Here is a 21,280-nt window from a genome sequence, read left to right as displayed (position 1 = left end):
TACAAGTCATCAAGAAAACCCTTCATCATTTTGAATTTATTGATTTTTTATTCGCGCCCGCCGCTCGCTACGAGGGGTAACATTGTGAGGGTTGTATATGAAGATTAAAGCCACGATAGAACGTATTCCTGGTGGTATGATGCTGGTCCCCCTGGTACTCGGTGCTATTCTGAATACCTTAGCGCCTGAAACCGGGGCTTATTTTGGCGGTTTCACAAAAGGGATGATTACAGGCACCGTCCCCATCCTGGCAGTCTGGTTCTTTTGTATCGGTGCATCCATTAATTTACGGGCAACAGGCACCGTATTACGCAAATCCGGTACGCTGGTCATAACCAAAATAGCGGTGGCCTGGGTTGTCGCCATGATATGCGCGATGTTCATTCCGGAGAATGGAATTCAGACCGGTTTCTTCGCGGGTTTATCGGTCCTGGCAATTGTCTCGGCGATGGATATGACTAACGGCGGGTTGTATGCCAGCCTGATGAACCAGTACGGAACGAAAGAAGAATCCGGGGCATTTGTTCTGATGTCTCTGGAGTCCGGCCCGCTCATGACGATGCTGATCCTGGGTTCTGCTGGCCTGGCCTCTTTTGAGCCTCACCACTTTGTTGGCGCGATCCTGCCCTTCCTGATCGGTTTCGCCCTCGGGAATCTGGATCACGATCTGCGCGATTTCTTCAGCAAAGCCACACCCGTACTCATCCCGTTCTTTGGTTTTGCGCTGGGCAACACCATCAACCTGAACGTGATCCTTGATACGGGCCTGCTGGGTATTGTGCTGGGGGTTGCGGTCATCATCATCACCGGTATTCCGTTGATTATTGCCGACCGCGTGATTGGCGGCGGAAACGGCACGGCGGGTGTCGCCGCCTCTTCAGCCGCAGGTGCTGCGGTCGCAAACCCGGTGATTATTGCTCAGATTAACCCGGCCTTCGAACCGGTAGCCGCTTCTGCAACGGCACTGGTGGCTGCCAGCGTGATTGTTACCGCGATTCTGGTGCCGATCATCACGGCACTGTATGCGAAACGCTACGGAAACGTGCAAGAGAAAGATGTAGAAAGGAAGGCAGCAGAGCTTCAACATTAACAAACCGCACCAAACCATCCCCTCTCCCCTCTGGGGAGAGGGCCAGAGTGAGGGGTGAGGGGTTCAACCAAAAATCTCCTCCACCATCGCCTCCACCAGACGTTTTGCCGAACACAGCCTCGGCATACCCAGCGCAACGGTCTGCCAGTTTTGCGTAACTGACCAGCTCACCGGGTGTTTATCCGCCTGACACCAGTCACCCAGCCAGCCCAGCATGTCTTTATGATCGATTAAACCCGCCGAAGCGGGTGTGGTCAGCCACTGATGATAGAAATGGCGCGTCGCAGGAGACGCATTGATACCCTGAGCAAGATAATTGGCAGCCATACTGCGTAAATTATCCTTGAGCATGGCCGACACATCGTCCTTCGCCAGACGGCAAGCATCGCCGAAGGCCCCCCAACGCAACTCTTCCAGGACAATGAAACAACGCCCGGCCAGCGACCAGCCATCATAATGACCGGCTCGCCAGCGAGTGAAAATTTGCTCGCTGTGCTCACCCGCCTGGACGGTCAGTCCACGCTGAGTTAGCGCCTTTTCTTTATAAACGGCACGTTGGGTAAAATGCGATGAGAGCTCAGCGTACTGTTCAGGCAGGCCCGGAGAGGGCTGAGCCCTTAAGTGAGCCTGCTGACGAAGTGTATTCAATTTATCCGCCATCAGCGTCAGCGCAAGATGGCCAGGGTCAAGCATCCCGGCGAGTTTTTCAGCCAGACCGAGGCGCAGGGCAGCATTCTCATTCAGCATTCCGGCCATCGCCCAGGGTCGTAACCGGGTGTGCGTCATGATCTCCTGAGTCAAGCGCTCACGAAACTGCAGCTGCTGCGGCCCCAAATGAGGATGACGCGCAACGTCCACGCCCTGCACAAGATCGACCATAAATTTAGGATGAATACACTCCAGCGTCCGCCCGGGACCGTCCAGTAGCTGTGTTGTCATGGTTGCTCTGCCGCGAATAGAGTTTGAATATCATCGCGTAACAGTCGGGTATCTTCCTGTATCCACGTCGCAGTAGTGATACTTTGCTTCAACAGCTGGCTGAGCGCTCGGGTCGAATGCTCATTTTGTTGACGCACTGCGAGGCTATCACGCAAGCTTTCCTGTAACCCGGTCAGGTATAACGAAAATTCTGCAAAGAACGTCGCCATTCCTGCCGTAACAGAGACATCGACCTGGGCGGACAAAGCTTTACGTATATGTTCACAAAACTGATCAATATGTTGCTTAAATTTGTCATGTAGCTGCGCAATGTCGATAACATAGCGCGTGCGGGTCGCCACATATTCATCCCAGCCCCAGCCCGGATTATTCAGCCAGCGAGAGACGGTCTCACGCATGCTGCCCGCGCCTGATGGCTGTCCTGCAGGGCGGTTGTCCTGCGCGATGGCATCGTTAAACAGCGCCTGCGTATTGACGTTAAGCTGGTTAGCCTGAAAAGCCGGGAAGCTAATCCGCGCCCGAAAGCCGGCATGGCTCAGATGCTCTTTAATACGCGTTTCGATGGGACGCATGGCGTCATTCAGGGAACGCGCCAGCGTAGACTCCAGTTGATCGAAGCGTAACGCCAGCTCCCGGCAGATCTTTGTCTGCGCATCCAGCATGATAAGCTCGCAGGAGGAGCGGATTTTACTCAGGGCAATCTGTGCCTGCCCCTCGTCATCCAGTACCAGCTGCTGTAGTTCTTGCGGTTCGTCACCGCGAGGATTCAACCGATCGTTACCGGCTAAATCAAGGATATTGCGAGCGCTGAACACGTGACCAATCGCCTGGTGAAGCGCTGTTTTTTGGGCCCCCATAAAGTCCGCAGTGGCATTCAGCGCCTGCTCAACTTCATGTTTCACCTCATCGCTCACCACCCGCTGGCGCGTCTGCATCATCGCCATGTCCTCTTCCAGACGCGTAATATTCAGTTCCAGCGCGTCAAAGGCGACCGTCAGCCCCTGATAGCGGAAGTCGAGATATTCCCGGGCATTTTGTGCGTAGTTGAGCAGCTTATGGGACGCCGAGCGCAACGCAAATAACGAGGCATTAGCATAGGCGGCGTAAATCAGTTTGCGTATCGGTTGTTCAAACAGCGAATCTTCCCAGAGCAAATCGGCGGCGTGACGGATATGGCCAATATCATCCAGGTCCGCCGTACGCCAGCGGCGACCGAGGGCGGCTTCGGCAAAATCCTGCACCCAGGGTTGCTCCTGATGATCCGGCAGTTGTCCGTGGGTATTCATCTCGTAGCGAGCGCGGTTCGCCAGATACGCCCACATGGAGGAGACAGGGTAGATCTGGCCAGGCGAAATATTGCCTTTCATTAAGGTACCGGAGATCATCGCCCGGACCTGCTCTTCATCATCGCTATTGCGATCTTTCTGGTCGAATTTATTCACCAGGGCATACAGAGGCACGGATTTCCCCGCCACCGAAATAGCCTGACGGACCTCTTCATCAGATATAGATTTAAGCTGGGTATAATCCATTACCGCCAGCACCGCCGATGCGCGGGCTAACTGCTCACTCAGCATTTTTTGCAGATGCGGCTGTCCGGCCTCATTAGGCCCAGGGGTATCGAGCAGCGTCAGTTGCCCGAGGTGGGCATCCAGACCCGCAAGATGCACGAACTCCACTTCAATGACCGGAATGTGTTCAATGGCCGCGTATTCTGAAAACGGAAACGCCACGCCCAGCACCTGAGAGAGTCTGACCAGGTCATTGAGGCTTTTCAGGCAATGAAATATTGGCTGCGCTCCAAGATGATGCTTTTCAAAGGCTTCACCTTTTTCAATGCGATCCAGCAGCGTATTCATGTCTTTATCAATTTCCAGATGCTGAGCCAGCTTCCCGCGATCGTAATCGCAGAGTTGTTTCTGCAGCAGCTGGATCAAATCATCAATAGGCGAGACATGTGAGAAATGGAGTACCGGCTCTTTCTGGCCTGGCGTATGACGAATCAGGGTAGGAAGCGCCGTCATTGGGCGGTTGCGATTAGGCAACACTTCGGTCCCCACAATGGCATTAATGGTGGTCGATTTCCCCGCTTTCATGGTACCAACGATAGCCAGAACCATTTCCAGACGTGTTATTTTGCGTAATTCATTATTCAGCATTGCCTGCTGCGCTTCGACACCCCGCGCACTAAAATGCAAAGGCAGAACGTTGTTCTTTTCACCCGTAATAGCGGCCGTCGTGTTCTCCAGCATCGCTGTCGGCATTGACTTCAAGGTATCAAGATTTTGCAGGGCAAGCTGTAACAAACGCTCAGCTTCCTGGCTTAATTCAAAAATGGTCTGTGTGTGCATGATAAAAGCCTTTCCTTAACGCAAATTTATTACTTTTATTAAGCCACTGGTATTAATTATGATGTTCAGGCTTATATGATCACGTGTGGAAAACATGTTCACCGGAATATAACTGATTGAAGATAATCAGAAATAAATGGCTATCCTTGCATGGAGTGTAAAGCTCTCCTCAAGGCCTGACAGCCAAAAGATAAAAAGCGTAGCCCTTTTTAAGAAACTTCAGGATATATCATCATTATTTACCCACCTTAAAAGAACGGGTTATGCCACAACCATACGAAATGCATGGCAGCAAAGACCAAAGATAAATAACAATGTGTTGCTTCACCTTATCCGAAATGAAGGTGCGTAGCAATTTGCCGCAATAAAATATTCGATATATTTAGCGACTTCTCTTTCCACCGTGTTAATGACGTTAGCATCGCTTAACTGACTGACAGGAAGTGTCACTCCCGACACATTTTTTGCTTTTTTTTAAATTCAGAATATCACCGACAAACGTGTGGATTTGCGCTATACTTGCCGCCTTTTTCGGCACACTGCCGTCATTTAGCTGGCATTTTCCAGCGTGTTAACACTTTTTTGAGGATACCGATATGTCTCTCCCACACTGCCCGAAATGCAATTCTGAATACACCTATGAAGATAATGGCATGTTCATCTGCCCGGAATGTGCGCATGAATGGAATGATGCCGAACCGGCACAGGATGCAGATGCCCTGATCGTAAAAGATGCGAACGGTAACCTGCTGGCGGATGGCGACAGCGTCACCGTGGTTAAAGATCTGAAAGTCAAAGGCAGCTCTTCCATGCTGAAGATCGGTACCAAAGTGAAGAACATCCGTCTGGTTGAAGGCGATCATAATATCGACTGCAAAATTGACGGCTTCGGTCCGATGAAACTGAAATCTGAGTTCGTGAAAAAGAACTGATTTTTCTCCTGTAGGCCCGATAACCGAAGCGCCGCCGGGCGCTTTTTCCGGATGCGCTACGCTTATCTGGCCTACAAAAAAAGAACTACACTTAATGGGCTTTTCTTACGTGAGGTAAAGAATATGCCGTTAAGTCCCTACATCTCCTTCGCCGGCAACTGTGCAGAGGCAACCGTCTTTTATCAGCAGGCCGTCGGCGCTGAACTCCTCTATAAAATCACTTTCGGTGAAATGCCCAAAAGCGACAGCAGTGAAGAAGGCTGTCCGTCCGGCATGCAGTTTCCTGATTCCGCTATCGCCCACTCTAACGTCCGCATTGCGGGCAGCGACATCATGATGAGCGACGGGCAGCCGCTGGGCAGCAACGCGCAGTACGCCGGGTTCACGCTGGTGCTCGACACGCAGGATGTGTCAGAAGGCAAGCGCTGGTTCGACAACCTCGCCGCTGGCGGCAATATCGACATGGCGTGGCAGGAGACCTTCTGGGCGCACGGTTTCGGTAAAGTCACCGATAAATACGGCGTACCGTGGATGATTAACGTCGTTAAGCAGCAGCACTAATTTTCTGGCGGTGGGCGGTCCGCCTCCGCCTGTCATCAAACTCCCCTCAACTCTTCAAATTCCCGCAACCCAGACTTAACCCAAATGTCACATTGATGCGCCAGCATGAGGCCACATTTATCGTGAGGCCCCGCACATGCAAACTGTCATCCGCGTCGAGAAACTGAGCAAGACCTTCAATCACAACAAGGCGCTGCATGCCGTTGATCTGACCGTCCAGCAGGGCGACATGGTGGCGCTTCTCGGCCCTTCTGGCTCCGGTAAATCCACCCTTCTGCGCCATTTAAGCGGTCTTATCACCTGCGATAAAACCCCGGAAAGTCACGTCGAATTGCTGGGCAACACGGTGCAGCGCGCCGGGCGTCTGGCAAGTGATATCCGCAAGAGCCGTGCCCAGACGGGCTACATCTTCCAGCAGTTCAACCTGGTCAATCGCCTGACGGTACTGGAGAACGTGCTGATTGGCGCACTCGGCAGCACACCGTTCTGGCGCACCTGCATGCGCTGGTTCTCACCTTCCCAGAAGCAGGAAGCTCTTCAGGCGTTGACTCGCGTCGGTATGGCACACCTGGCCCACCAGCGTGTCTCCACCCTGTCCGGTGGACAACAGCAGCGCGTCGCCATCGCCCGCGCCCTGATGCAGAAAGCAAAAATCATTCTGGCCGATGAACCTATCGCCTCGCTGGACCCGGAATCCGCCCGCATCGTGATGGAAACCCTGCGCGACATTAACCAGAACGACGGCATTACCGTGGTGGTAACGCTGCATCAGGTGGATTACGCCCTGCGCTACTGCGAGCGCATTGTCGCCCTGCGTCAGGGCCATGTGTTCTTTGACGGCGCAAGCCACCAGTTTGATAACGAACGTTTTGATCATCTCTACAGCAGCGTAAACCGCGTCGAAGAGCGCGCGCAGGCTGCATAACTCCCCATAACGAGGAATGGAAATGAACTACAAAGCCGTTGCCGCGCTGGCCTTTACCAGCATGTTCAGCATCAGCACCCTGTTAAGCCCGGCGTATGCGGAAGAGCAGGAAAAAGCGCTGAACTTCGGCATTATTTCGACGGAATCACAGCAGAACCTGAAGCCTCAGTGGGAACCGTTCCTGAAAGATATGGAAACCAAACTGGGGATCAAAGTGAATGCCTTCTTCGCCCCGGACTACGCGGGGATTATCCAGGGAATGCGCTTTAATAAAGTCGACATCGCCTGGTACGGCAACCTCTCCGCAATGGAAGCGGTGGACCGCGCCAACGGCCAGGTCTTTGCCCAGACCGTTGCGGCAGATGGCTCCCCGGGGTACTGGAGCGTGCTGATCGTGAACAAAGACAGCCCGATCAACAACCTCAACGACATGCTCGCTAAACGCAAAGAGCTGACCTTTGGTAACGGCGACCCGAACTCCACCTCCGGCTTCCTCGTCCCTGGCTACTACGTCTTCGCGAAAAACAACGCCTCCGCCAGCGACTTCAAACGCACCGTCAACGCCAGCCATGAAACCAACGCCCTGGCCGTGGCGAACAAGCAGGTGGATGTTGCCACCAACAACACCGAAAACCTCGACAAGCTGAAAACCTCCGCGCCGGACAAGCTGAAAGAACTGAAGGTGATCCGGAAATCGCCGCTGATCCCGGGCGACCCGATCGTCTGGCGTAAAAACCTCTCCGAAAGCACCAAGGACAAGGTGTACGACTTCTTTATGAACTACGGCAAAACGCCGGAAGAGAAAGCGGTTCTTGAGAAACTGGGCTGGGCACCGTTCCGCCCGTCAAGCGACCTGCAGCTGGTCCCGATTCGTCAGCTCGCGCTGTTTAAACAGATGCAAGGCGTCAAGGACAACAAAGGGCTCAAGGAAGAAGAGAAGACCAGCAAAGTCGCTGAAATTCAGGCTCAGCTTGAAGACCTCGACCGCCTGACCGCGGCACTCGGCGCCATGACCAGCGTAAATAAAGCGGTGCAGTAGTTTCTTTTCCCCCTCTCCCCGTGGGAGAGGGCCGGGGTGAGGGCATCAGCGCGCACATTTCCCCCTCACCCTAACCCTCTCCCTCAAGGGAGAGGGAATTAAAACCCAAGGAGCCAACATGCAAACCATCACCCTCCCGCCGCCAAAGCGCAGCTGGTTCTCGCTCATAAGCTGGGCCATCCTGCTGGCGGTGCTGGTTATCTCCTGGAAGGGCGCAGAAATGGATCCCCTGCTGCTCTTCAAAGATTCCGGCAACATGGCAACCTTTGCCGCCGACTTCTTCCCGCCGGATTTCAGCCAGTGGCAGGACTATCTCAGCGAAATGGCCATTACCCTGCAAATTGCCGTCTGGGGCACCGCCCTTGCCGTCATTCTCTCCATTCCGTTTGGCCTGATGAGCGCGGAAAACATCGTGCCGTGGTGGGTATACCAGCCGATGCGTCGCCTGATGGACGCCTGCCGCGCGATTAACGAAATGGTCTTTGCGATGCTGTTCGTGGTGGCCGTAGGTCTGGGTCCGTTCGCGGGCGTCATGGCGTTGTTCATCCACACCACCGGGGTGCTCTCCAAGCTGCTCTCGGAAGCGGTCGAAGCCATTGAGCCCGGCCCGGTGGAAGGCATCCGCGCCACCGGCGCCAACAAAATCGAAGAGATCCTCTACGGCGTCCTGCCGCAGGTGATGCCGCTACTGATCTCCTACTCGCTGTACCGCTTTGAGTCCAACGTTCGCTCCGCCACGGTCGTCGGCATGGTCGGTGCAGGCGGAATCGGCGTCACCCTGTGGGAAGCGATTCGCGGTTTCCAGTTCCAGCAAACCTGCGCCCTGATGGTGCTCATCATCGTCACCGTCAGCCTGCTGGATTTCCTCTCTCAACGTTTGCGTAAGCACTTCATCTGAGAAGCGAGGCTTTGTTTTCTATGCACTTATCCAGACATCCGACCAGTTACCCAACCCGTTGGCAAGAAATTGCGGCAAAGCTCGAAGTGGAACTGCGCACGCACTACCGCTGCGGAGACTACCTGCCCGCCGAGCAGCAGCTTGCGGATCGCTATGAAGTGAATCGCCACACCCTGCGCCGCGCCATTGACCAACTGGTCGAGCGCGGCTGGGTGCAACGCCGTCAGGGCGTGGGCGTGCTGGTGCTGATGCGCCCGTTCGACTATCCGCTCAATGCCCAGGCGCGCTTTAGTCAGAACCTGCTGGATCAGGGCAGCCATCCCACCAGCGAAAAGCAGCTCTCGGTCCTGCGCCCGGCCTCCAGCCATGTGGCGGACGCGCTGGGCATTCAGGAAGGCGATAACGTCATCCACCTGCGCACGTTGCGCCGCGTCAACGGCGTAGCGGTATGCCAGATTGACCACTACTTCGCGGACCTCGCCCTCTGGCCAGTGCTGCAAAACTTTTCCAGCGGTTCCCTGCACGACTTTCTGCAGGATGCCACGGGCATCGCCCTCAAGCGCACCCAGACGCGTATCAGCGCCCGCCGCGCGCAGGCTAAAGAGAGCAAAGTGCTCGAAATCCCCAATATGGCGCCGCTGCTCTGCGTGCGCACCCTCAACCACCGTGACGGCGAGGTCAATGCGACGGAATACTCCGTCAGCCTGACCCGTGCCGACATGATCGAATTCACTATGGAGCACTGAATGCACATCGATACCGCCACCCGACAGCGCTGGATGCGTGTGCTGGCCCACAGCCAGCCTGCTGCCCTGCGCGATCGCATGAACGCCCTGAGCCTGACGCCAGACTACGACACTATCCGCGCACCGGAAATTGGCCTGGTGCAGATCCAGGCCCGGATGGGCGGCACCGGGCAGCGCTTTTTTGCGGGAGACGCCCCCCTCACCCGCGCCGCGATCCGCCTGAACAGCGGCACGCTGGGCTACAGCTACGTGCTGGGACGCGATAAAGCACACGCCGAGCGCTGCGCAGTTATAGACGCCCTTTTGCAGGAACAAACGCATTTTCAGACGTTAATGGAAACCCTTATTGCCCCGCTGGAAGCTGACCGCGCCGCACGACTTGCCGCACGTCAGGCCGAAGTGAATACCAGCCGGGTCGACTTCTTTACGCTCGTTCGCGGAGACAACGCATGACGCTTCAACCTGCTTTTACCCTGGCCGTCCAGGATGCCCAACAAAGTTTTCGTCGCCTGCTGAAAGCCATGAGCGAGCCGGGGGTGATTGTCTCGCTGCACCAGCTTTCACAGGGCTGGCTGCCGCTCAATCTGGCGACCACCAGCGTGTTGCTGACCCTTGCCGACAACGACACGCCGGTGTGGCTGTCAGGCGCCTTATCTAATGACATCGCCAGCCAGAATCTGCGTTTTCACACCAGTGCCCCGCTGGTTGAGCAACCGCGACAGGCGGTCTTTGCCGTGGCCGACGAACACATCAGCCACGAGCAGCTCAACGCCCTGAGCGAAGGCAGCGCCGTTGCACCGGAAACCAGCGCCACGCTGATTCTGCAGGTCTCCAGCCTGAGCGGCGGCCGCATGCTCCGCCTGACCGGTGCAGGCATCGCCGATGAACGCATGGTTGCGCCGCAGCTGCCGGAGTGCATCATTCATGAGCTGACCGAACGCCCGCACCCGTTCCCGCTGGGCATAGACCTGATCCTTACCTGCGGCGAGCGTCTGCTCGCCATCCCGCGGACCACCCACGTGGAGGTGTGCTGATGTACGTTGCCGTTAAAGGGGGCGAAAAGGCGATCGCCGCCGCCCATGCCTTGCAGGAACACAGACGACGGGGCGATGAAAAACTGCCCGAACTGAGCGTCGCCCAGATTGAGCAGCAGCTGAACCTGGCCGTTGACCGGGTGATGACCGAAGGCGGCGTCGCCGATCGCGAGCTGGCGGCGCTGGCGCTGAAGCAGGCCAGCGGCGATAACGTCGAAGCCATCTTTCTGCTGCGCGCCTGGCGCACCACGGTTCCCCGCTTCACGGCGAGCGAGCCGGTGAATACGGCGCAGATGCGCCTGGAGCGCCGTATTTCTGCCGTTTATAAAGACATCCCCGGCGGCCAGCGGCTTGGCCCCACCTACGATTACACCCATCGCCTGCTGGATTTTACCCTGCTGGCGAACGGCGAAGCGCCACGGCTCAGCACCACGGATGCCGAACAGGAGCCGTCCCCGCACGTCTTCAGCCTGCTGGCAAACCAGGGGCTGGCGAAAGCGGAAGAAGATTCGGGTACCGCGCCGGATGACATCACCCGCACGCCGCCAGTTTTCCCGTGCTCGCGCTCCTCGCGCCTGCAACAGCTAATGCGCGGCGACGAAGGGTATCTGCTGGCGCTGGCCTACTCCACCCAGCGCGGCTATGGGCGTAACCACCCGTTTGCGGCCGAAATTCGCAGCGGCTATATCGACGTGGAAATTGTGCCGGAAGAGCTGGGTTTTGCGGTGAACGTCGGCGAACTGCTGATGACCGAATGCGAAATGGTTAACGGCTTTGTCGCGCCAGAGAATGAAGACCCGCACTTTACCCGCGGCTACGGCCTAGTGTTTGGCCTGAGCGAACGCAAAGCCATGGCGATGGCGCTGGTCGACCGCGCCCTGCAGGCACCGGACTACGGCGAGCACATCGCCGGCCCGGCGCAGGATGAGGAGTTCGTGCTGGCCCATGCAGACAACGTTGAGGCCGCCGGTTTCGTCTCGCACCTCAAGCTGCCGCACTACGTCGATTTCCAGGCCGAACTGGAACTGCTGAAACGTCTGCAACGGGAGCGCGCCAATGGCTAACTTAAGCGGCTACAACTTTGCCTATCTGGATGAGCAAACCAAACGCATGATCCGCCGCGCCATCCTCAAAGCGGTTGCCATTCCGGGCTACCAGGTACCGTTCGGCGGCCGCGAGATGCCAATGCCCTACGGCTGGGGCACCGGCGGTATTCAGTTGACCGCCAGCGTGATCGGGGAAGCCGACGTGCTTAAGGTCATCGACCAGGGGGCAGACGACACCACCAACGCCGTTTCGATCCGCAACTTCTTCAAGCGCGTGACCGGCGTAGCGACCACTGAAAAAACCGAAGACGCAACGCTGATCCAGACCCGCCACCGCATTCCGGAAACCCCGCTGACTGAAGATCAGATTCTGATTTTCCAGGTGCCGATCCCGGAGCCGCTGCGCTTTATCGAGCCGCGGGAAACCGAAACCCGCACCATGCACGCGCTGGAAGAGTACGGCGTGATGCAGGTGAAGCTTTACGAGGACATCGCCCGCTTCGGCCATATCGCCACCACCTACGCCTACCCGGTGAAGGTCAACGGGCGCTATGTGATGGACCCGTCACCAATCCCGAAATTCGATAACCCGAAGATGGACATGATGCCAGCCCTGCAACTCTTTGGCGCCGGGCGTGAAAAACGCATCTATGCCGTACCGCCTTACACCCGTGTGGAGAGTCTCGATTTTGATGACCACCCGTTTACGGTGCAGGCGTGGGACGAGCCATGCGCCATCTGCGGATCCCAACATAGCTATCTGGATGAAGTGGTGCTGGATGACACGGGCAAACGGATGTTCGTCTGCTCCGACACCGATTTCTGCCGCCAACAGAGCGAGGCGAACAGCCAATGAAACCGCTGCTTTCGGTTAATAACCTGACTCACCTATACGCGCCGGGCAAAGGCTTCAGCGACGTGTCGTTCGAGCTGTGGCCGGGCGAAGTGCTGGGGATTGTCGGCGAGTCCGGCTCCGGTAAAACCACGCTGCTCAAATCTCTCTCCGCGCGCCTGACGCCGCAGAACGGTGAGATTTTATATGAGGGCACGTCGCTGTATGGCATGAGCGAGGCCGAGCGCCGTCGCCTGCTGCGTACCGAGTGGGGCGTAGTGCATCAGCACCCAATGGACGGGCTGCGCCGCCAGGTTTCAGCGGGAGGCAACATCGGCGAACGGCTGATGGCCACCGGCGCGCGCCACTACGGTCACATCCGCGCCACCGCGCAGCACTGGCTGGAGGAGGTTGAAATCCCCGCCTCGCGTATCGACGACCTGCCCACCACTTTCTCCGGCGGCATGCAGCAGCGTTTACAGATCGCCCGCAACCTGGTCACCCATCCGAAGCTGGTATTTATGGATGAGCCCACCGGCGGGCTGGATGTCTCGGTTCAGGCGCGCCTGCTCGATCTGCTGCGCGGCCTGGTGGTGGAGTTGAACCTGGCGGTGGTGATTGTCACCCACGATTTGGGCGTCGCACGCCTGCTGGCGGACCGTCTGCTGGTGATGAAGCAGGGTCAGGTGGTGGAAAGTGGGCTGACCGACCGCGTGCTCGACGATCCCCATCATCCGTACACCCAGCTGCTGGTGTCGTCCGTATTGCAGAATTGAGGGCGCTGTCCCCGGGTGGCGCTGCGCTTACCCGGCCTACGAACACCGCGCCTGTAGGCCGGGTAAGGCGAAGCCGCCACCCGGCAAAACGAATCTCGAGGCCAACATGATCCACGTACAAAACGTCAGTAAAACCTTTGTGCTCCACCAGCAAAACGGCGTGCGGCTGCCCGTCCTGCAAAACGCGTCGTTAGAGGTCGGCAACGGCGAATGCGTCGTGCTGCACGGCCACTCCGGCAGTGGAAAATCCACCCTGCTGCGCTCCCTGTACGCCAACTATCAGCCAGACGAAGGCCACATTCATATTCGCCACAACAACGAGTGGGTGGATCTGGTGCAGGCCCCCGCGCGTAAGGTACTTGAAGTGCGCCGTTCAACGATCGGCTGGGTCAGCCAGTTTCTGCGGGTGATCCCGCGGATCTCCGCTCTGGACGTGGTGATGCAGCCACTGCTGGATCTCGGCGTACCGCGTGACACCTGTGCCGCCAAAGCCGCCAGCCTGCTAACACGCCTCAACGTGCCGGAGCGTCTGTGGCACCTTGCTCCATCGACCTTTTCCGGTGGCGAGCAGCAGCGGGTCAACATCGCACGCGGCTTTATTGTCGACTACCCGATTTTACTCCTGGATGAACCCACCGCTTCGCTCGATAGCAAAAACAGCGCAGCGGTGATGGAACTGATCGAACAGGCCAAAGCGCGCGGCGCGGCGATCGTCGGGATCTTCCACGATGAAGCCGTGCGCGAGCGCGTAGCGGACAGACTGCACCCGATGGGGACAAACGTATGATTATCAATAACGTCAGGCTGGTGCTGGAAAACGAGGTCGTGGATGGCTCGGTTGAAATCCAGGACGGCGTCATCCGCGCGTTTGCCGAAACCCGGAGCCGCGCGCCTGACGCGATGGACGGCGAAGGTGGCTGGCTGCTGCCGGGGCTCATTGAGCTGCATACCGACAACCTCGACAAATTTTTCACCCCGCGCCCGAAGGTGGACTGGCCCGCCCATTCGGCGATGAGCAGCCACGACGCGCTGATGGTCGCCAGCGGTATTACCACCGTGCTCGACGCGGTGGCGATTGGCGACGTGCGCGACGGCGGCGACAGGCTTGAAAACCTGGAGAAGATGATTAACGCCGTGGAAGAGACGCAAAAGCGTGGCCTTAACCGCGCCGAGCACCGCCTGCATCTGCGTTGTGAACTGCCGCACCACACCACCCTGCCGCTGTTTGAAAAACTGGTGGGCCGCGAGCCTGTCTCGCTGGTCTCCCTGATGGACCACTCGCCGGGGCAGCGTCAGTTCGCCAACATTGAGAAGTATCGTGAATACTATCAGGGCAAATACTCGCTCAACGATGCCGAGATGGCGCGCTACGAAGAAGAACAGCTGGCGCTTGCTGCACAGTGGTCGCAGCCGAACCGTCTCAGGATTGCCGCAATGTGCCGTGACCGCAATATTGCGCTGGCAAGCCATGACGATGCCACGCACGATCATGTGCGTGAATCCCACCAGCTTGGTAGCGTGATCGCCGAATTTCCCACTACGTTCGAAGCCGCAGAGGCGTCACGTCAGCACGGGATGAACGTGCTGATGGGCGCGCCGAACATCGTGCGCGGCGGCTCGCACTCCGGCAACGTGGCGGCAAGCAAGCTCGCCTCGCTCGGCCTGCTGGATATCCTCTCGTCTGACTACTACCCCGCCAGCCTGCTGGATGCGGCATTCCGGGTCGCGGACGATGAGGAGAACCGTTTTACGCTGCCGCAGGCCATTCGCCTGGTGACCAAAAACCCGGCCGCCGCACTCAATCTTCAGGATCGCGGTGAGATTGCCGAAGGAAAACGGGCAGATCTGGTGCTGGCCCACCGCAAAGGCGAGCATATTCATATCGACCACGTCTGGCGTCAGGGAAAAAGGGTGTTCTGATGGGAAGACTTATCTGGTTGATGGGGCCATCCGGCTCCGGTAAGGACAGCCTGCTGTCTGCCCTGCGGCAGCGGGAACATTCACAGCTGCTGGTGGCGCACCGCTATATTACCCGCGCGGCGAATGCCGGAAGTGAAAACCATATCGCCCTGAGCGAGCAGGAGTTCTTCACCCGCGCCGGGCAAAACCTGCTGGCACTGAGCTGGCACGCTAACGGTTTCTACTATGGCGTCGGCATTGAGATCGACCTCTGGCTGCACGCGGGTTTTGATGTGCTGGTCAACGGCTCACGCGCCCATCTGCCGCAGGCAAAAGCCCGATATGAAGCGGCCCTGCTGCCGATCTGCCTGCAGGTTTCCCCGGACGTTCTGCGCAGCAGGCTGCAAAACCGGGGGCGCGAAAACGCGCGTGAGATTGACCAGCGGCTGGCGCGCGCGGCGCGCTACACCCCTTCAGGCTGCCATGTCCTCAATAACGACGGAAGTTTGCTACAGTCAGTCGAGACCTTTTTATCCCTTATCCGTCAGAAGGAGAAACAGCATGCCTGACTGCCAGCTTCGCCCCGCCACTGCTGATGATACGCAGAGCGTGTATGCCCTCATCTGCGAACTTAAGCAAGCAGAGTTCGATCACCAGGCGTTTCATGCCGGCTATCTGGCTAATCTGCAGGATCACAATATGCGCTACCAGCTTGCCGAGCTGGACGGGGAAGTCATCGGCATGATCGGTCTGCACATGCAGTTTCACCTCCATCACGCCCGCTGGATCGGCGAGATCCAGGAGCTGGTGGTCATGCCGCAAGCGCGCGGGTTAAAGGTGGGTAGCCAGTTGCTCGCCTGGGCAGAGGACGTTGCACGACAGGCTGGCGCGGAGTTGACCGAACTTTCCACCAGCGTGAAGCGCGTGGACGCCCACCGTTTCTATCTTCGTGAAGGGTATACGCAGAGCCATTTCCGCTTCACCAAACCGCTGTAGAGGTGAGTGATGAGTCTGACCATAACGTTAACCGGCACCGGCGGTGCCCAGCTGGTGCCCGTCTTTGGCTGCGACTGCGCGGCGTGTAGACGCGCGCGTTTGCAGGAAAATTATCGCCGTCGTCCCTGCAGTGCGGTGGTCAAATACAACGATGCGGTCACGTTGCTGGACGCCGGTATTCCACACCTGATGGAGGACTGGCCCGCGGGCAGTTTTCAGCAGTTTTTACTCACTCACTATCATATGGATCACGTTCAGGGGCTGTTTCCCCTGCGCTGGGGCGTGGGTGCAACGATTCCGGTCTACGGCCCACCGGACGACGCGGGGTGTGACGACCTGTTCAAACATCCGGGGATCCTGGATTTCAGTCATACGGTCGAACCGTTTGTGGTGTTTGAGCTACAGGGACTGCGGGTGACGCCGCTGCCCCTCAACCATTCGAAGCTGACGTTTGGCTATCTGCTGGAATCCGCCCACAGCCGCGTGGCGTGGCTTTCAGACACGGCGGGATTACCGGAAAAAACGGTGAAGTTTCTGCTCAACAATCAGCCGCAGGCGATAATCATCGACTGCAGTCATGAACCGCGTGACGAGCCGCCGCGTAACCATTGTGATTTGAACACCGTGGTTGCGTTAAACGAGGTGATTGGCTGTCCGCAGGTGATCCTGACGCACATCAGCCATCAGTTTGACGTGTGGATGATGAACAACCCGCTGCCGAACGGTATCGAAGCGGGGTATGACGGCATGGTGCTGGTACTCGACTGAGTTTTGCCGGGTGGCGGCTGCGCCTTACCCGGCCTACGGGCCAGGGTTTTGTAGGCCTGCGTAAGCGAAGCGCCACCAGGCTTTAGCCGCGATCGTAATCGTCTTCTAACCGCCGTTCATCCTCTTCCAGCCTGCGCCTGTCGTCATCTAACTGACGTTGACGCTCGTCTAAACGGCGGCGTCTGTCTTCGAGCTGCCGACGGCGATCGTCGTACTGACGGCTGTCGCTTTGACGGCTGCGATCGTAGCGATCGTCGTCGTCATTACGGCTGCTGTCGGGGTTATAAGCATCGTTGATCGCCTGCTGAATGTTGCCAATGGCATCATCAATCACGTCGGCGTGGGCCAGCTGGCTGGTGAGTGACAGCAGACCCAATATCAGAGCGGAAAAGTAACGTTTCATAAGGCCAGACTCACAGGTGGACTGGCGTTAAGGTAATCAACGGGACTGTGCCGGAGTAGCGGAGGAATCTCAAATTACCATCACCTTACGCAGCGCCTGTGCCAGCTGTACGCGGGTAAACGGCTTACGCAGTAGCTGAACGTCCGGCAGCTGAGGGTTATGCGTAGGCCGCAAATCCTGGCCGCTGATCAGCAGCACCGGAAGCTGCGGATAATGACTGCGCACATGGTTAATGACCTCCGCTCCGCTGAGGCTTCCGGGCAGCATCAGGTCGCTGATAAACATGCCAATATCCGGCGATGCCTCCAGCATGCTCAGGGCCTGCTCGCCATTCTCCGCTTCGAGTGTCAGGTAGCCTAGCTGATGCAGCTGCTCACACAGGGTCTGGCGGACATCCGCCTCATCTTCCAGTACCAGCACCAGCCGCTCGCTATCCGGGGAGGTGGTAGCCGGGAGCGCCTCACTTTCAGACACGGTGGAAAACGTCGAGCGCGGCAGATGGAGCCGAACGGTGGTGCCCTGCCCCGGCGCGCTTTCAATCTCCACGCGTCCCCCGGACTGACGCACAAAACCGTACACCATCGACAACCCTAATCCGCTGCCACTTCCGGTCTGTTTGGTGGTAAAGAACGGTTCAAAGACCCGGGATTTCACCTCCTGCGCCATACCGCTACCATGGTCAATGACCTCCAGCGCCACCATATCCTGCCTGCGGCCGTCGCTGCGGGTCACGCGCTGGTTCCATGTACGAATTTTAATGACGCCGCTTTGCCCTTCCATCGCATCGCGGGCGTTCATCACCAGGTTGATAATCGCGTTTTCCAGCTGGCCGACGTCTATCCATGCGGGCCATGCCGGGGTTTGCGCTTCAATCTCCAGAGTCAGGGTGACAGGCAAGGAGTGGCGCATCAGTTCCCGCAGGTTCTCCAGCAGCGGTTTCATCTCAACGGTATGGGGCGTCAGGGATTGCTTGCGGGAAAATGCCAGCAGGCGCTGGGTCAGCATGGCGCCGCGTTCGGCCGCCTTCAGCGCCCGGGTAATACGCGGCGCGTCTTTTGATTCGGGGTCGGTCAGCTCAAGACTGCCGATGATCACCGCCAGAAGATTATTAAAATCATGCGCCAGCCCGCCGGTCAGCTGTCCGACAGCCTTCATCTTCTGGCTGTGGAGCAACGCTTCTTCCAGTCCCTGACGCTCGATGCGGTCAATCTCCATCTGCGTCGTTTTCTCTTTCAGCAGACGCGTCGTGTGCTCAAGTGAAGCAGTGTTGCGGGCAAAAACGTTAAACGCGCGCGCCAGCTCGCCCAGCTCGTCCCGCCGCTGCAATGCGGGCACCGAGACATCCTGTTCGCCACGGGCAAGGCGCGACATGGCCCGGGAGATAGCCGTCAGGTTGGAGGCCAGGTTACGGTAAATATACCAGCAGGCGCATCCGGTGATGATCAGCGCCAGCACGGCGAAAATGCTGATAAAAACGCTAATGGATTGCAGCTCGTGATGGCTCTGGGCTGTGCGAAGCCGGGAGGCTTGCGCGACCTGTTCAACGTACTGATTGATATCGCTATTCAGTATCGCCACCAGCGCCTTGATGTGGAACATATACCAGCTTATTGCCAGATCGCTCTCTGCCAGCTGCGTCGACAGCGGGGCAAGCTTACGCAGCTCGGCGTTTAAGTCGGGCAGCACAACGTTGACCGCAGGCTGCGTCGCGCGCTGGGGCAACATCGCCGTCACCGTATCCAGCTGCTGTATCGTGGCGCGTGGTGAAGGGGTTTCGATGGCGGCGGCGATCAGCCTGTCCATTTCCATCAGCAGCTGCGCATCCGGAACATCGCTGCCAGTACGGCGGTTGATGTCCTGCAGATGACGCAGGTAACTCTGGCTCTGGTAGAGCGAACTGAGCAGCGCGTTACGCTCCAGATGGCGTCGCTGCCCGCGCTCCAGCATCCCCGTCACGCCTTGCTGTAATTCATTGCTTCTCTGAATAATCCGCGCCACCAGCGCCGGCTCCTGCTGCGCCAGCGGCGCATCGGCCAGCTGCTCCAGCGAGCGGCGCAATGCCGTTTGCATCTGCTTTAACCGCTCCGCCTCGCCTTTGTACTCCAGCGATCCGACTACCTGCGACAGCCGCACCGCCGCCGTCGCCACGTTAGCCGTATCGCGAGCGAGGTTCATGCTGCCGGTCATGTCATCCAGCGTTTGCTGCTGCACCTGCTCCTGGATCTGGCTGGCATGACGGAAGCCAAGCACCGCCACGCCGCTGACCATCAGCGTGACCGCAACAACCAGCAGATTGAACATCAGCAGGCGGCCGCGGGCACTGGTAAAAAACGGGGGGCGTGATGACATCACTTTAGGCTCCTTAGCGGTCTGATGCCCTCACCCTGGCCCTCACCCACGGGGAGAGGGAAAAGAGAAATGTGACGGCGGTTAGCTATTCATAACTATGACAAATATGAACAGCTTCTGACATTTTGCATTTACGCACCTGTGATGAAGTGCAGATATCGACATTCACAGGAGATCCGCCATGAGCAGAACCCCGGTTTTAGAGATGCGCGGCATAGCCAAAACCTTTGGCAATTTCCACGCGCTCAAGGGCGTGGATTTGACGGTTTTCCCCGGTGAGATCCACGCGCTGATGGGCGAAAATGGCGCGGGCAAAAGCACGCTGATGAAAATCCTCGCAGGTGCCTACACTGCCACCCGCGGTGAGATCCTGATCGACGGACAGCCGTTTCACATCAAAGGGCCGAAAGATGCCCTGGCCGCAGGCATTACCTTGATTTACCAGGAGATGCAGCTCGCCCCCAATCTGACCGTGGCGGAAAACATTTTCCTCGGCAGCGAACTGTCGCGCGGCGGGCTGGTTCAGCGTAAAGAGATGGCCGCCCAGGCGCAGGCGGTGATCGATCGCCTCGGCGCCCAGTTCAGCGCCACCGATCGGGTGATGAAGCTGACCATCGCCGAACAGCAGCAGGTGGAAATTGCCCGCGCGCTGCACCGCAACAGCCGCATTCTGGTGATGGACGAACCCACCGCTGCCCTCTCTTCCCGCGAAACCCACCGCCTGTTTGAACTGATTCTGCGCCTGCGCGATGAAGGCATGGCGATTATCTATATCAGCCACCGCATGGCGGAAGTGTATGAACTCTCTGACCGCGTCAGCGTTCTGCGTGACGGGCAGTACGTCGGCAGCCTGACGCGCGACAAGCTCAACGCCTCCGAGCTGGTGAAAATGATGGTGGGCCGCCCCTTAAGCGATCTGTTCAACAAAGAGCGCGATATCCCTCTCGGCAGCCCGCGCCTGAACGTCCACCACCTTACCGACGGTAAAAAAGTGCGGCCGTGCAGTTTACAGGTCCGTTCCGGCGAAATCGTCGGGCTGGCCGGGCTGGTCGGTGCCGGACGCTCCGAGCTGGCGCAGCTGATTTTCGGCGTGCGCAAAGCCACGGGCGGCATGATTGAGGTGGACGGCGAGCCGGTGGTGATCCACTCCCCGCGCGCGGCCATTGAAAACGGGATCGGTTTTCTCACCGAGAACCGTAAGGAGCAGGGGCTGTTTCTGGAGCTGGCGGCGCAGGAGAACATCACGATGGCGACGCTGGAACGCGATGCCACCTTCGGCATGCTGAACCGCAAAAAAGCCCAGTCCATTTCCGATGACGCTATCGCCCTGCTCAACATTCGTGTGCCTCATTCACAGGTACGCGCGGGCGGACTGTCCGGCGGTAATCAGCAAAAACTGCTGATCTCGCGCTGGGTGGCGATAGGCCCGCGCATTCTGATTCTGGACGAACCCACCCGCGGCGTGGACGTTGGCGCGAAAAGCGAGATCTACCGCATCATGAACCAGATGGCGCGTAAGGGCGTGGCGATTTTGATGATCTCCAGCGAACTGCCGGAAGTGGTGGGCATGAGTGACCGGGTATACGTGATGCGCGAAGGCAGCATTGCGGGTGAACTCCACGGGCGCGATATCTCTCAGGAAAACATCATGACGCTGGCAACCGGCGTGGACGACACACATCATCAGGCGGTGTAA

The 21,280-nt window shown here is 57.9% G+C and carries 22 protein-coding genes; 18 read left to right on the top strand and 4 right to left on the bottom strand.

Annotation, left to right across the window (positions count from 1 at the left end; all coding sequences use genetic code 11):
- Window positions 1-97: 97 nt before the first annotated feature.
- Window positions 98-1,090, top strand: coding sequence for a 2-keto-3-deoxygluconate transporter (gene kdgT, locus L383_RS03745; RefSeq protein WP_014882192.1), 993 nt, complete (start codon window positions 98-100; stop codon window positions 1,088-1,090).
- Between the two features lie 63 nt (window positions 1,091-1,153).
- Here the strand turns inward: kdgT and L383_RS03750 are convergent, their stop codons facing one another.
- Window positions 1,154-2,029, bottom strand: a complete 876-nt coding sequence (locus L383_RS03750) for a diguanylate cyclase regulator RdcB family protein (protein WP_023331828.1) — start codon at window positions 2,027-2,029, stop codon at window positions 1,154-1,156.
- The gene (crfC, locus tag L383_RS03755) at window positions 2,026-4,380 is read right to left on the bottom strand and encodes a clamp-binding protein CrfC (RefSeq protein ID WP_023331827.1); all 2,355 of its coding nucleotides are present in this window, start codon (window positions 4,378-4,380) and stop codon (window positions 2,026-2,028) included. Before crfC ends, L383_RS03750 begins: the two co-directional genes overlap by 4 nt.
- Window positions 4,381-4,976: 596 nt before the next feature.
- On the opposite strand from crfC, the gene L383_RS03760 reads away from it, so the two are divergent.
- The 16 genes from L383_RS03760 (at window position 4,977) to phnP (ending at window position 16,832) form a co-directional block, all read left to right on the top strand.
- Window positions 4,977-5,312 (top strand): zinc ribbon domain-containing protein YjdM, encoded by a 336-nt coding sequence (locus L383_RS03760; RefSeq protein WP_008500067.1) that lies wholly within the window; start codon window positions 4,977-4,979, stop codon window positions 5,310-5,312.
- 123 nt (window positions 5,313-5,435) lie between these two features.
- Window positions 5,436-5,873, top strand: a complete 438-nt coding sequence (gene yjdN, locus L383_RS03765; RefSeq protein ID WP_023331826.1) for a VOC family metalloprotein YjdN — start codon at window positions 5,436-5,438, stop codon at window positions 5,871-5,873.
- A gap of 136 nt (window positions 5,874-6,009) precedes the next feature.
- A complete protein-coding gene (phnC, locus tag L383_RS03770; protein WP_023331825.1) occupies window positions 6,010-6,798 on the top strand; it encodes a phosphonate ABC transporter ATP-binding protein in 789 nt (262 codons plus the stop codon).
- 22 nt (window positions 6,799-6,820) lie between these two features.
- Window positions 6,821-7,837 (top strand): phosphonate ABC transporter substrate-binding protein, encoded by a 1,017-nt coding sequence (phnD, locus tag L383_RS03775; RefSeq protein ID WP_023331824.1) that lies wholly within the window; start codon window positions 6,821-6,823, stop codon window positions 7,835-7,837.
- Between the two features lie 118 nt (window positions 7,838-7,955).
- Window positions 7,956-8,735: a phosphonate ABC transporter, permease protein PhnE gene (gene phnE, locus L383_RS03780; RefSeq protein ID WP_023331823.1), complete on the top strand. Its 780-nt coding sequence runs from the start codon at window positions 7,956-7,958 to the stop codon at window positions 8,733-8,735.
- Window positions 8,736-8,755: 20 nt separating this feature from the next.
- Window positions 8,756-9,481 (top strand): phosphonate metabolism transcriptional regulator PhnF, encoded by a 726-nt coding sequence (gene phnF, locus L383_RS03785; protein ID WP_023331822.1) that lies wholly within the window; start codon window positions 8,756-8,758, stop codon window positions 9,479-9,481.
- Entirely contained in the window at window positions 9,482-9,934 is a 453-nt protein-coding gene (phnG, locus tag L383_RS03790) for a phosphonate C-P lyase system protein PhnG (RefSeq protein ID WP_023331821.1), read from the top strand.
- Window positions 9,931-10,515 (top strand): phosphonate C-P lyase system protein PhnH, encoded by a 585-nt coding sequence (gene phnH / locus L383_RS03795; protein WP_023331820.1) that lies wholly within the window; start codon window positions 9,931-9,933, stop codon window positions 10,513-10,515. Before phnG ends, phnH begins: the two co-directional genes overlap by 4 nt.
- Complete coding sequence (locus L383_RS03800; RefSeq protein WP_023331819.1) at window positions 10,515-11,579, top strand: carbon-phosphorus lyase complex subunit; 1,065 nt, start codon at window positions 10,515-10,517, stop codon at window positions 11,577-11,579. Before phnH ends, L383_RS03800 begins: the two co-directional genes overlap by 1 nt.
- Complete coding sequence (gene phnJ, locus L383_RS03805) at window positions 11,572-12,417, top strand: alpha-D-ribose 1-methylphosphonate 5-phosphate C-P-lyase PhnJ (RefSeq protein WP_014882181.1); 846 nt, start codon at window positions 11,572-11,574, stop codon at window positions 12,415-12,417. The genes L383_RS03800 and phnJ overlap by 8 nt, the downstream gene beginning before the upstream one ends.
- Window positions 12,414-13,169, top strand: coding sequence for a phosphonate C-P lyase system protein PhnK (gene phnK, locus L383_RS03810; protein ID WP_014882180.1), 756 nt, complete (start codon window positions 12,414-12,416; stop codon window positions 13,167-13,169). The genes phnJ and phnK overlap by 4 nt, the downstream gene beginning before the upstream one ends.
- 106 nt (window positions 13,170-13,275) lie before the next feature.
- Complete coding sequence (phnL, locus tag L383_RS03815; protein WP_014882179.1) at window positions 13,276-13,956, top strand: phosphonate C-P lyase system protein PhnL; 681 nt, start codon at window positions 13,276-13,278, stop codon at window positions 13,954-13,956.
- On the top strand, window positions 13,953-15,089 hold the full coding sequence (phnM, locus tag L383_RS03820) for an alpha-D-ribose 1-methylphosphonate 5-triphosphate diphosphatase (RefSeq protein WP_014882178.1): 1,137 nt from the start codon (window positions 13,953-13,955) through the stop codon (window positions 15,087-15,089). The genes phnL and phnM overlap by 4 nt, the downstream gene beginning before the upstream one ends.
- Window positions 15,086-15,637 carry a ribose 1,5-bisphosphokinase gene (gene phnN, locus L383_RS03825; protein ID WP_032629671.1) on the top strand — a complete coding sequence of 184 codons (552 nt, stop codon included), beginning with the start codon at window positions 15,086-15,088 and terminating at the stop codon, window positions 15,635-15,637. Before phnM ends, phnN begins: the two co-directional genes overlap by 4 nt.
- Entirely contained in the window at window positions 15,630-16,064 is a 435-nt protein-coding gene (phnO, locus tag L383_RS03830; RefSeq protein WP_023331817.1) for an aminoalkylphosphonate N-acetyltransferase, read from the top strand. The genes phnN and phnO overlap by 8 nt, the downstream gene beginning before the upstream one ends.
- Before the next feature lie 9 nt (window positions 16,065-16,073).
- The gene (gene phnP, locus L383_RS03835; RefSeq protein ID WP_023331816.1) at window positions 16,074-16,832 is read left to right on the top strand and encodes a phosphonate metabolism protein PhnP; all 759 of its coding nucleotides are present in this window, start codon (window positions 16,074-16,076) and stop codon (window positions 16,830-16,832) included.
- 82 nt (window positions 16,833-16,914) lie between these two features.
- Here phnP and yjdP read toward each other — a convergent pair whose 3' ends face one another.
- Both yjdP and L383_RS03845 read right to left on the bottom strand, forming a co-directional pair.
- Entirely contained in the window at window positions 16,915-17,235 is a 321-nt protein-coding gene (gene yjdP, locus L383_RS03840) for a DDRRRQL repeat protein YjdP (protein ID WP_014882174.1), read from the bottom strand.
- Window positions 17,236-17,304: 69 nt separating this feature from the next.
- The gene (locus L383_RS03845) at window positions 17,305-19,584 is read right to left on the bottom strand and encodes a hybrid sensor histidine kinase/response regulator (protein ID WP_023331815.1); all 2,280 of its coding nucleotides are present in this window, start codon (window positions 19,582-19,584) and stop codon (window positions 17,305-17,307) included.
- 181 nt (window positions 19,585-19,765) lie between these two features.
- Between L383_RS03845 and L383_RS03850 the strand changes: the two genes are divergently transcribed.
- Window positions 19,766-21,280 carry a sugar ABC transporter ATP-binding protein gene (locus L383_RS03850; protein WP_014882172.1) on the top strand — a complete coding sequence of 505 codons (1,515 nt, stop codon included), beginning with the start codon at window positions 19,766-19,768 and terminating at the stop codon, window positions 21,278-21,280.

The sequence above is a fragment of the Enterobacter sp. MGH 37 genome, from assembly GCF_000534515.1.
GTDB lineage: Bacteria > Pseudomonadota > Gammaproteobacteria > Enterobacterales > Enterobacteriaceae > Enterobacter > Enterobacter kobei.
The sequence above is the reverse complement of the archived record's forward strand: the minus strand, read 5'-3'. Positions and strand labels throughout refer to the sequence as shown.

Excerpts from the sequence above, each read along its gene's own strand:
- kdgT (WP_014882192.1), top strand. The coding sequence starts at position 98 with ATGAAGATTAAAGCCACGATAGAACGTATTCCTGGTGGTATGATGCTG.
- L383_RS03750 (WP_023331828.1), bottom strand. The coding sequence starts at position 2,029 with ATGACAACACAGCTACTGGACGGTCCCGGGCGGACGCTGGAGTGTATT.
- crfC (WP_023331827.1), bottom strand. The coding sequence starts at position 4,380 with ATGCACACACAGACCATTTTTGAATTAAGCCAGGAAGCTGAGCGTTTG.
- L383_RS03760 (WP_008500067.1), top strand. The coding sequence starts at position 4,977 with ATGTCTCTCCCACACTGCCCGAAATGCAATTCTGAATACACCTATGAA.
- yjdN (WP_023331826.1), top strand. The coding sequence starts at position 5,436 with ATGCCGTTAAGTCCCTACATCTCCTTCGCCGGCAACTGTGCAGAGGCA.
- phnC (WP_023331825.1), top strand. The coding sequence starts at position 6,010 with ATGCAAACTGTCATCCGCGTCGAGAAACTGAGCAAGACCTTCAATCAC.
- phnD (WP_023331824.1), top strand. The coding sequence starts at position 6,821 with ATGAACTACAAAGCCGTTGCCGCGCTGGCCTTTACCAGCATGTTCAGC.
- phnE (WP_023331823.1), top strand. The coding sequence starts at position 7,956 with ATGCAAACCATCACCCTCCCGCCGCCAAAGCGCAGCTGGTTCTCGCTC.
- phnF (WP_023331822.1), top strand. The coding sequence starts at position 8,756 with ATGCACTTATCCAGACATCCGACCAGTTACCCAACCCGTTGGCAAGAA.
- phnG (WP_023331821.1), top strand. The coding sequence starts at position 9,482 with ATGCACATCGATACCGCCACCCGACAGCGCTGGATGCGTGTGCTGGCC.
- phnH (WP_023331820.1), top strand. The coding sequence starts at position 9,931 with ATGACGCTTCAACCTGCTTTTACCCTGGCCGTCCAGGATGCCCAACAA.
- L383_RS03800 (WP_023331819.1), top strand. The coding sequence starts at position 10,515 with ATGTACGTTGCCGTTAAAGGGGGCGAAAAGGCGATCGCCGCCGCCCAT.
- phnJ (WP_014882181.1), top strand. The coding sequence starts at position 11,572 with ATGGCTAACTTAAGCGGCTACAACTTTGCCTATCTGGATGAGCAAACC.
- phnK (WP_014882180.1), top strand. The coding sequence starts at position 12,414 with ATGAAACCGCTGCTTTCGGTTAATAACCTGACTCACCTATACGCGCCG.
- phnL (WP_014882179.1), top strand. The coding sequence starts at position 13,276 with ATGATCCACGTACAAAACGTCAGTAAAACCTTTGTGCTCCACCAGCAA.
- phnM (WP_014882178.1), top strand. The coding sequence starts at position 13,953 with ATGATTATCAATAACGTCAGGCTGGTGCTGGAAAACGAGGTCGTGGAT.
- phnO (WP_023331817.1), top strand. The coding sequence starts at position 15,630 with ATGCCTGACTGCCAGCTTCGCCCCGCCACTGCTGATGATACGCAGAGC.
- phnP (WP_023331816.1), top strand. The coding sequence starts at position 16,074 with ATGAGTCTGACCATAACGTTAACCGGCACCGGCGGTGCCCAGCTGGTG.
- yjdP (WP_014882174.1), bottom strand. The coding sequence starts at position 17,235 with ATGAAACGTTACTTTTCCGCTCTGATATTGGGTCTGCTGTCACTCACC.
- L383_RS03845 (WP_023331815.1), bottom strand. The coding sequence starts at position 19,584 with ATGTCATCACGCCCCCCGTTTTTTACCAGTGCCCGCGGCCGCCTGCTG.
- L383_RS03850 (WP_014882172.1), top strand. The coding sequence starts at position 19,766 with ATGAGCAGAACCCCGGTTTTAGAGATGCGCGGCATAGCCAAAACCTTT.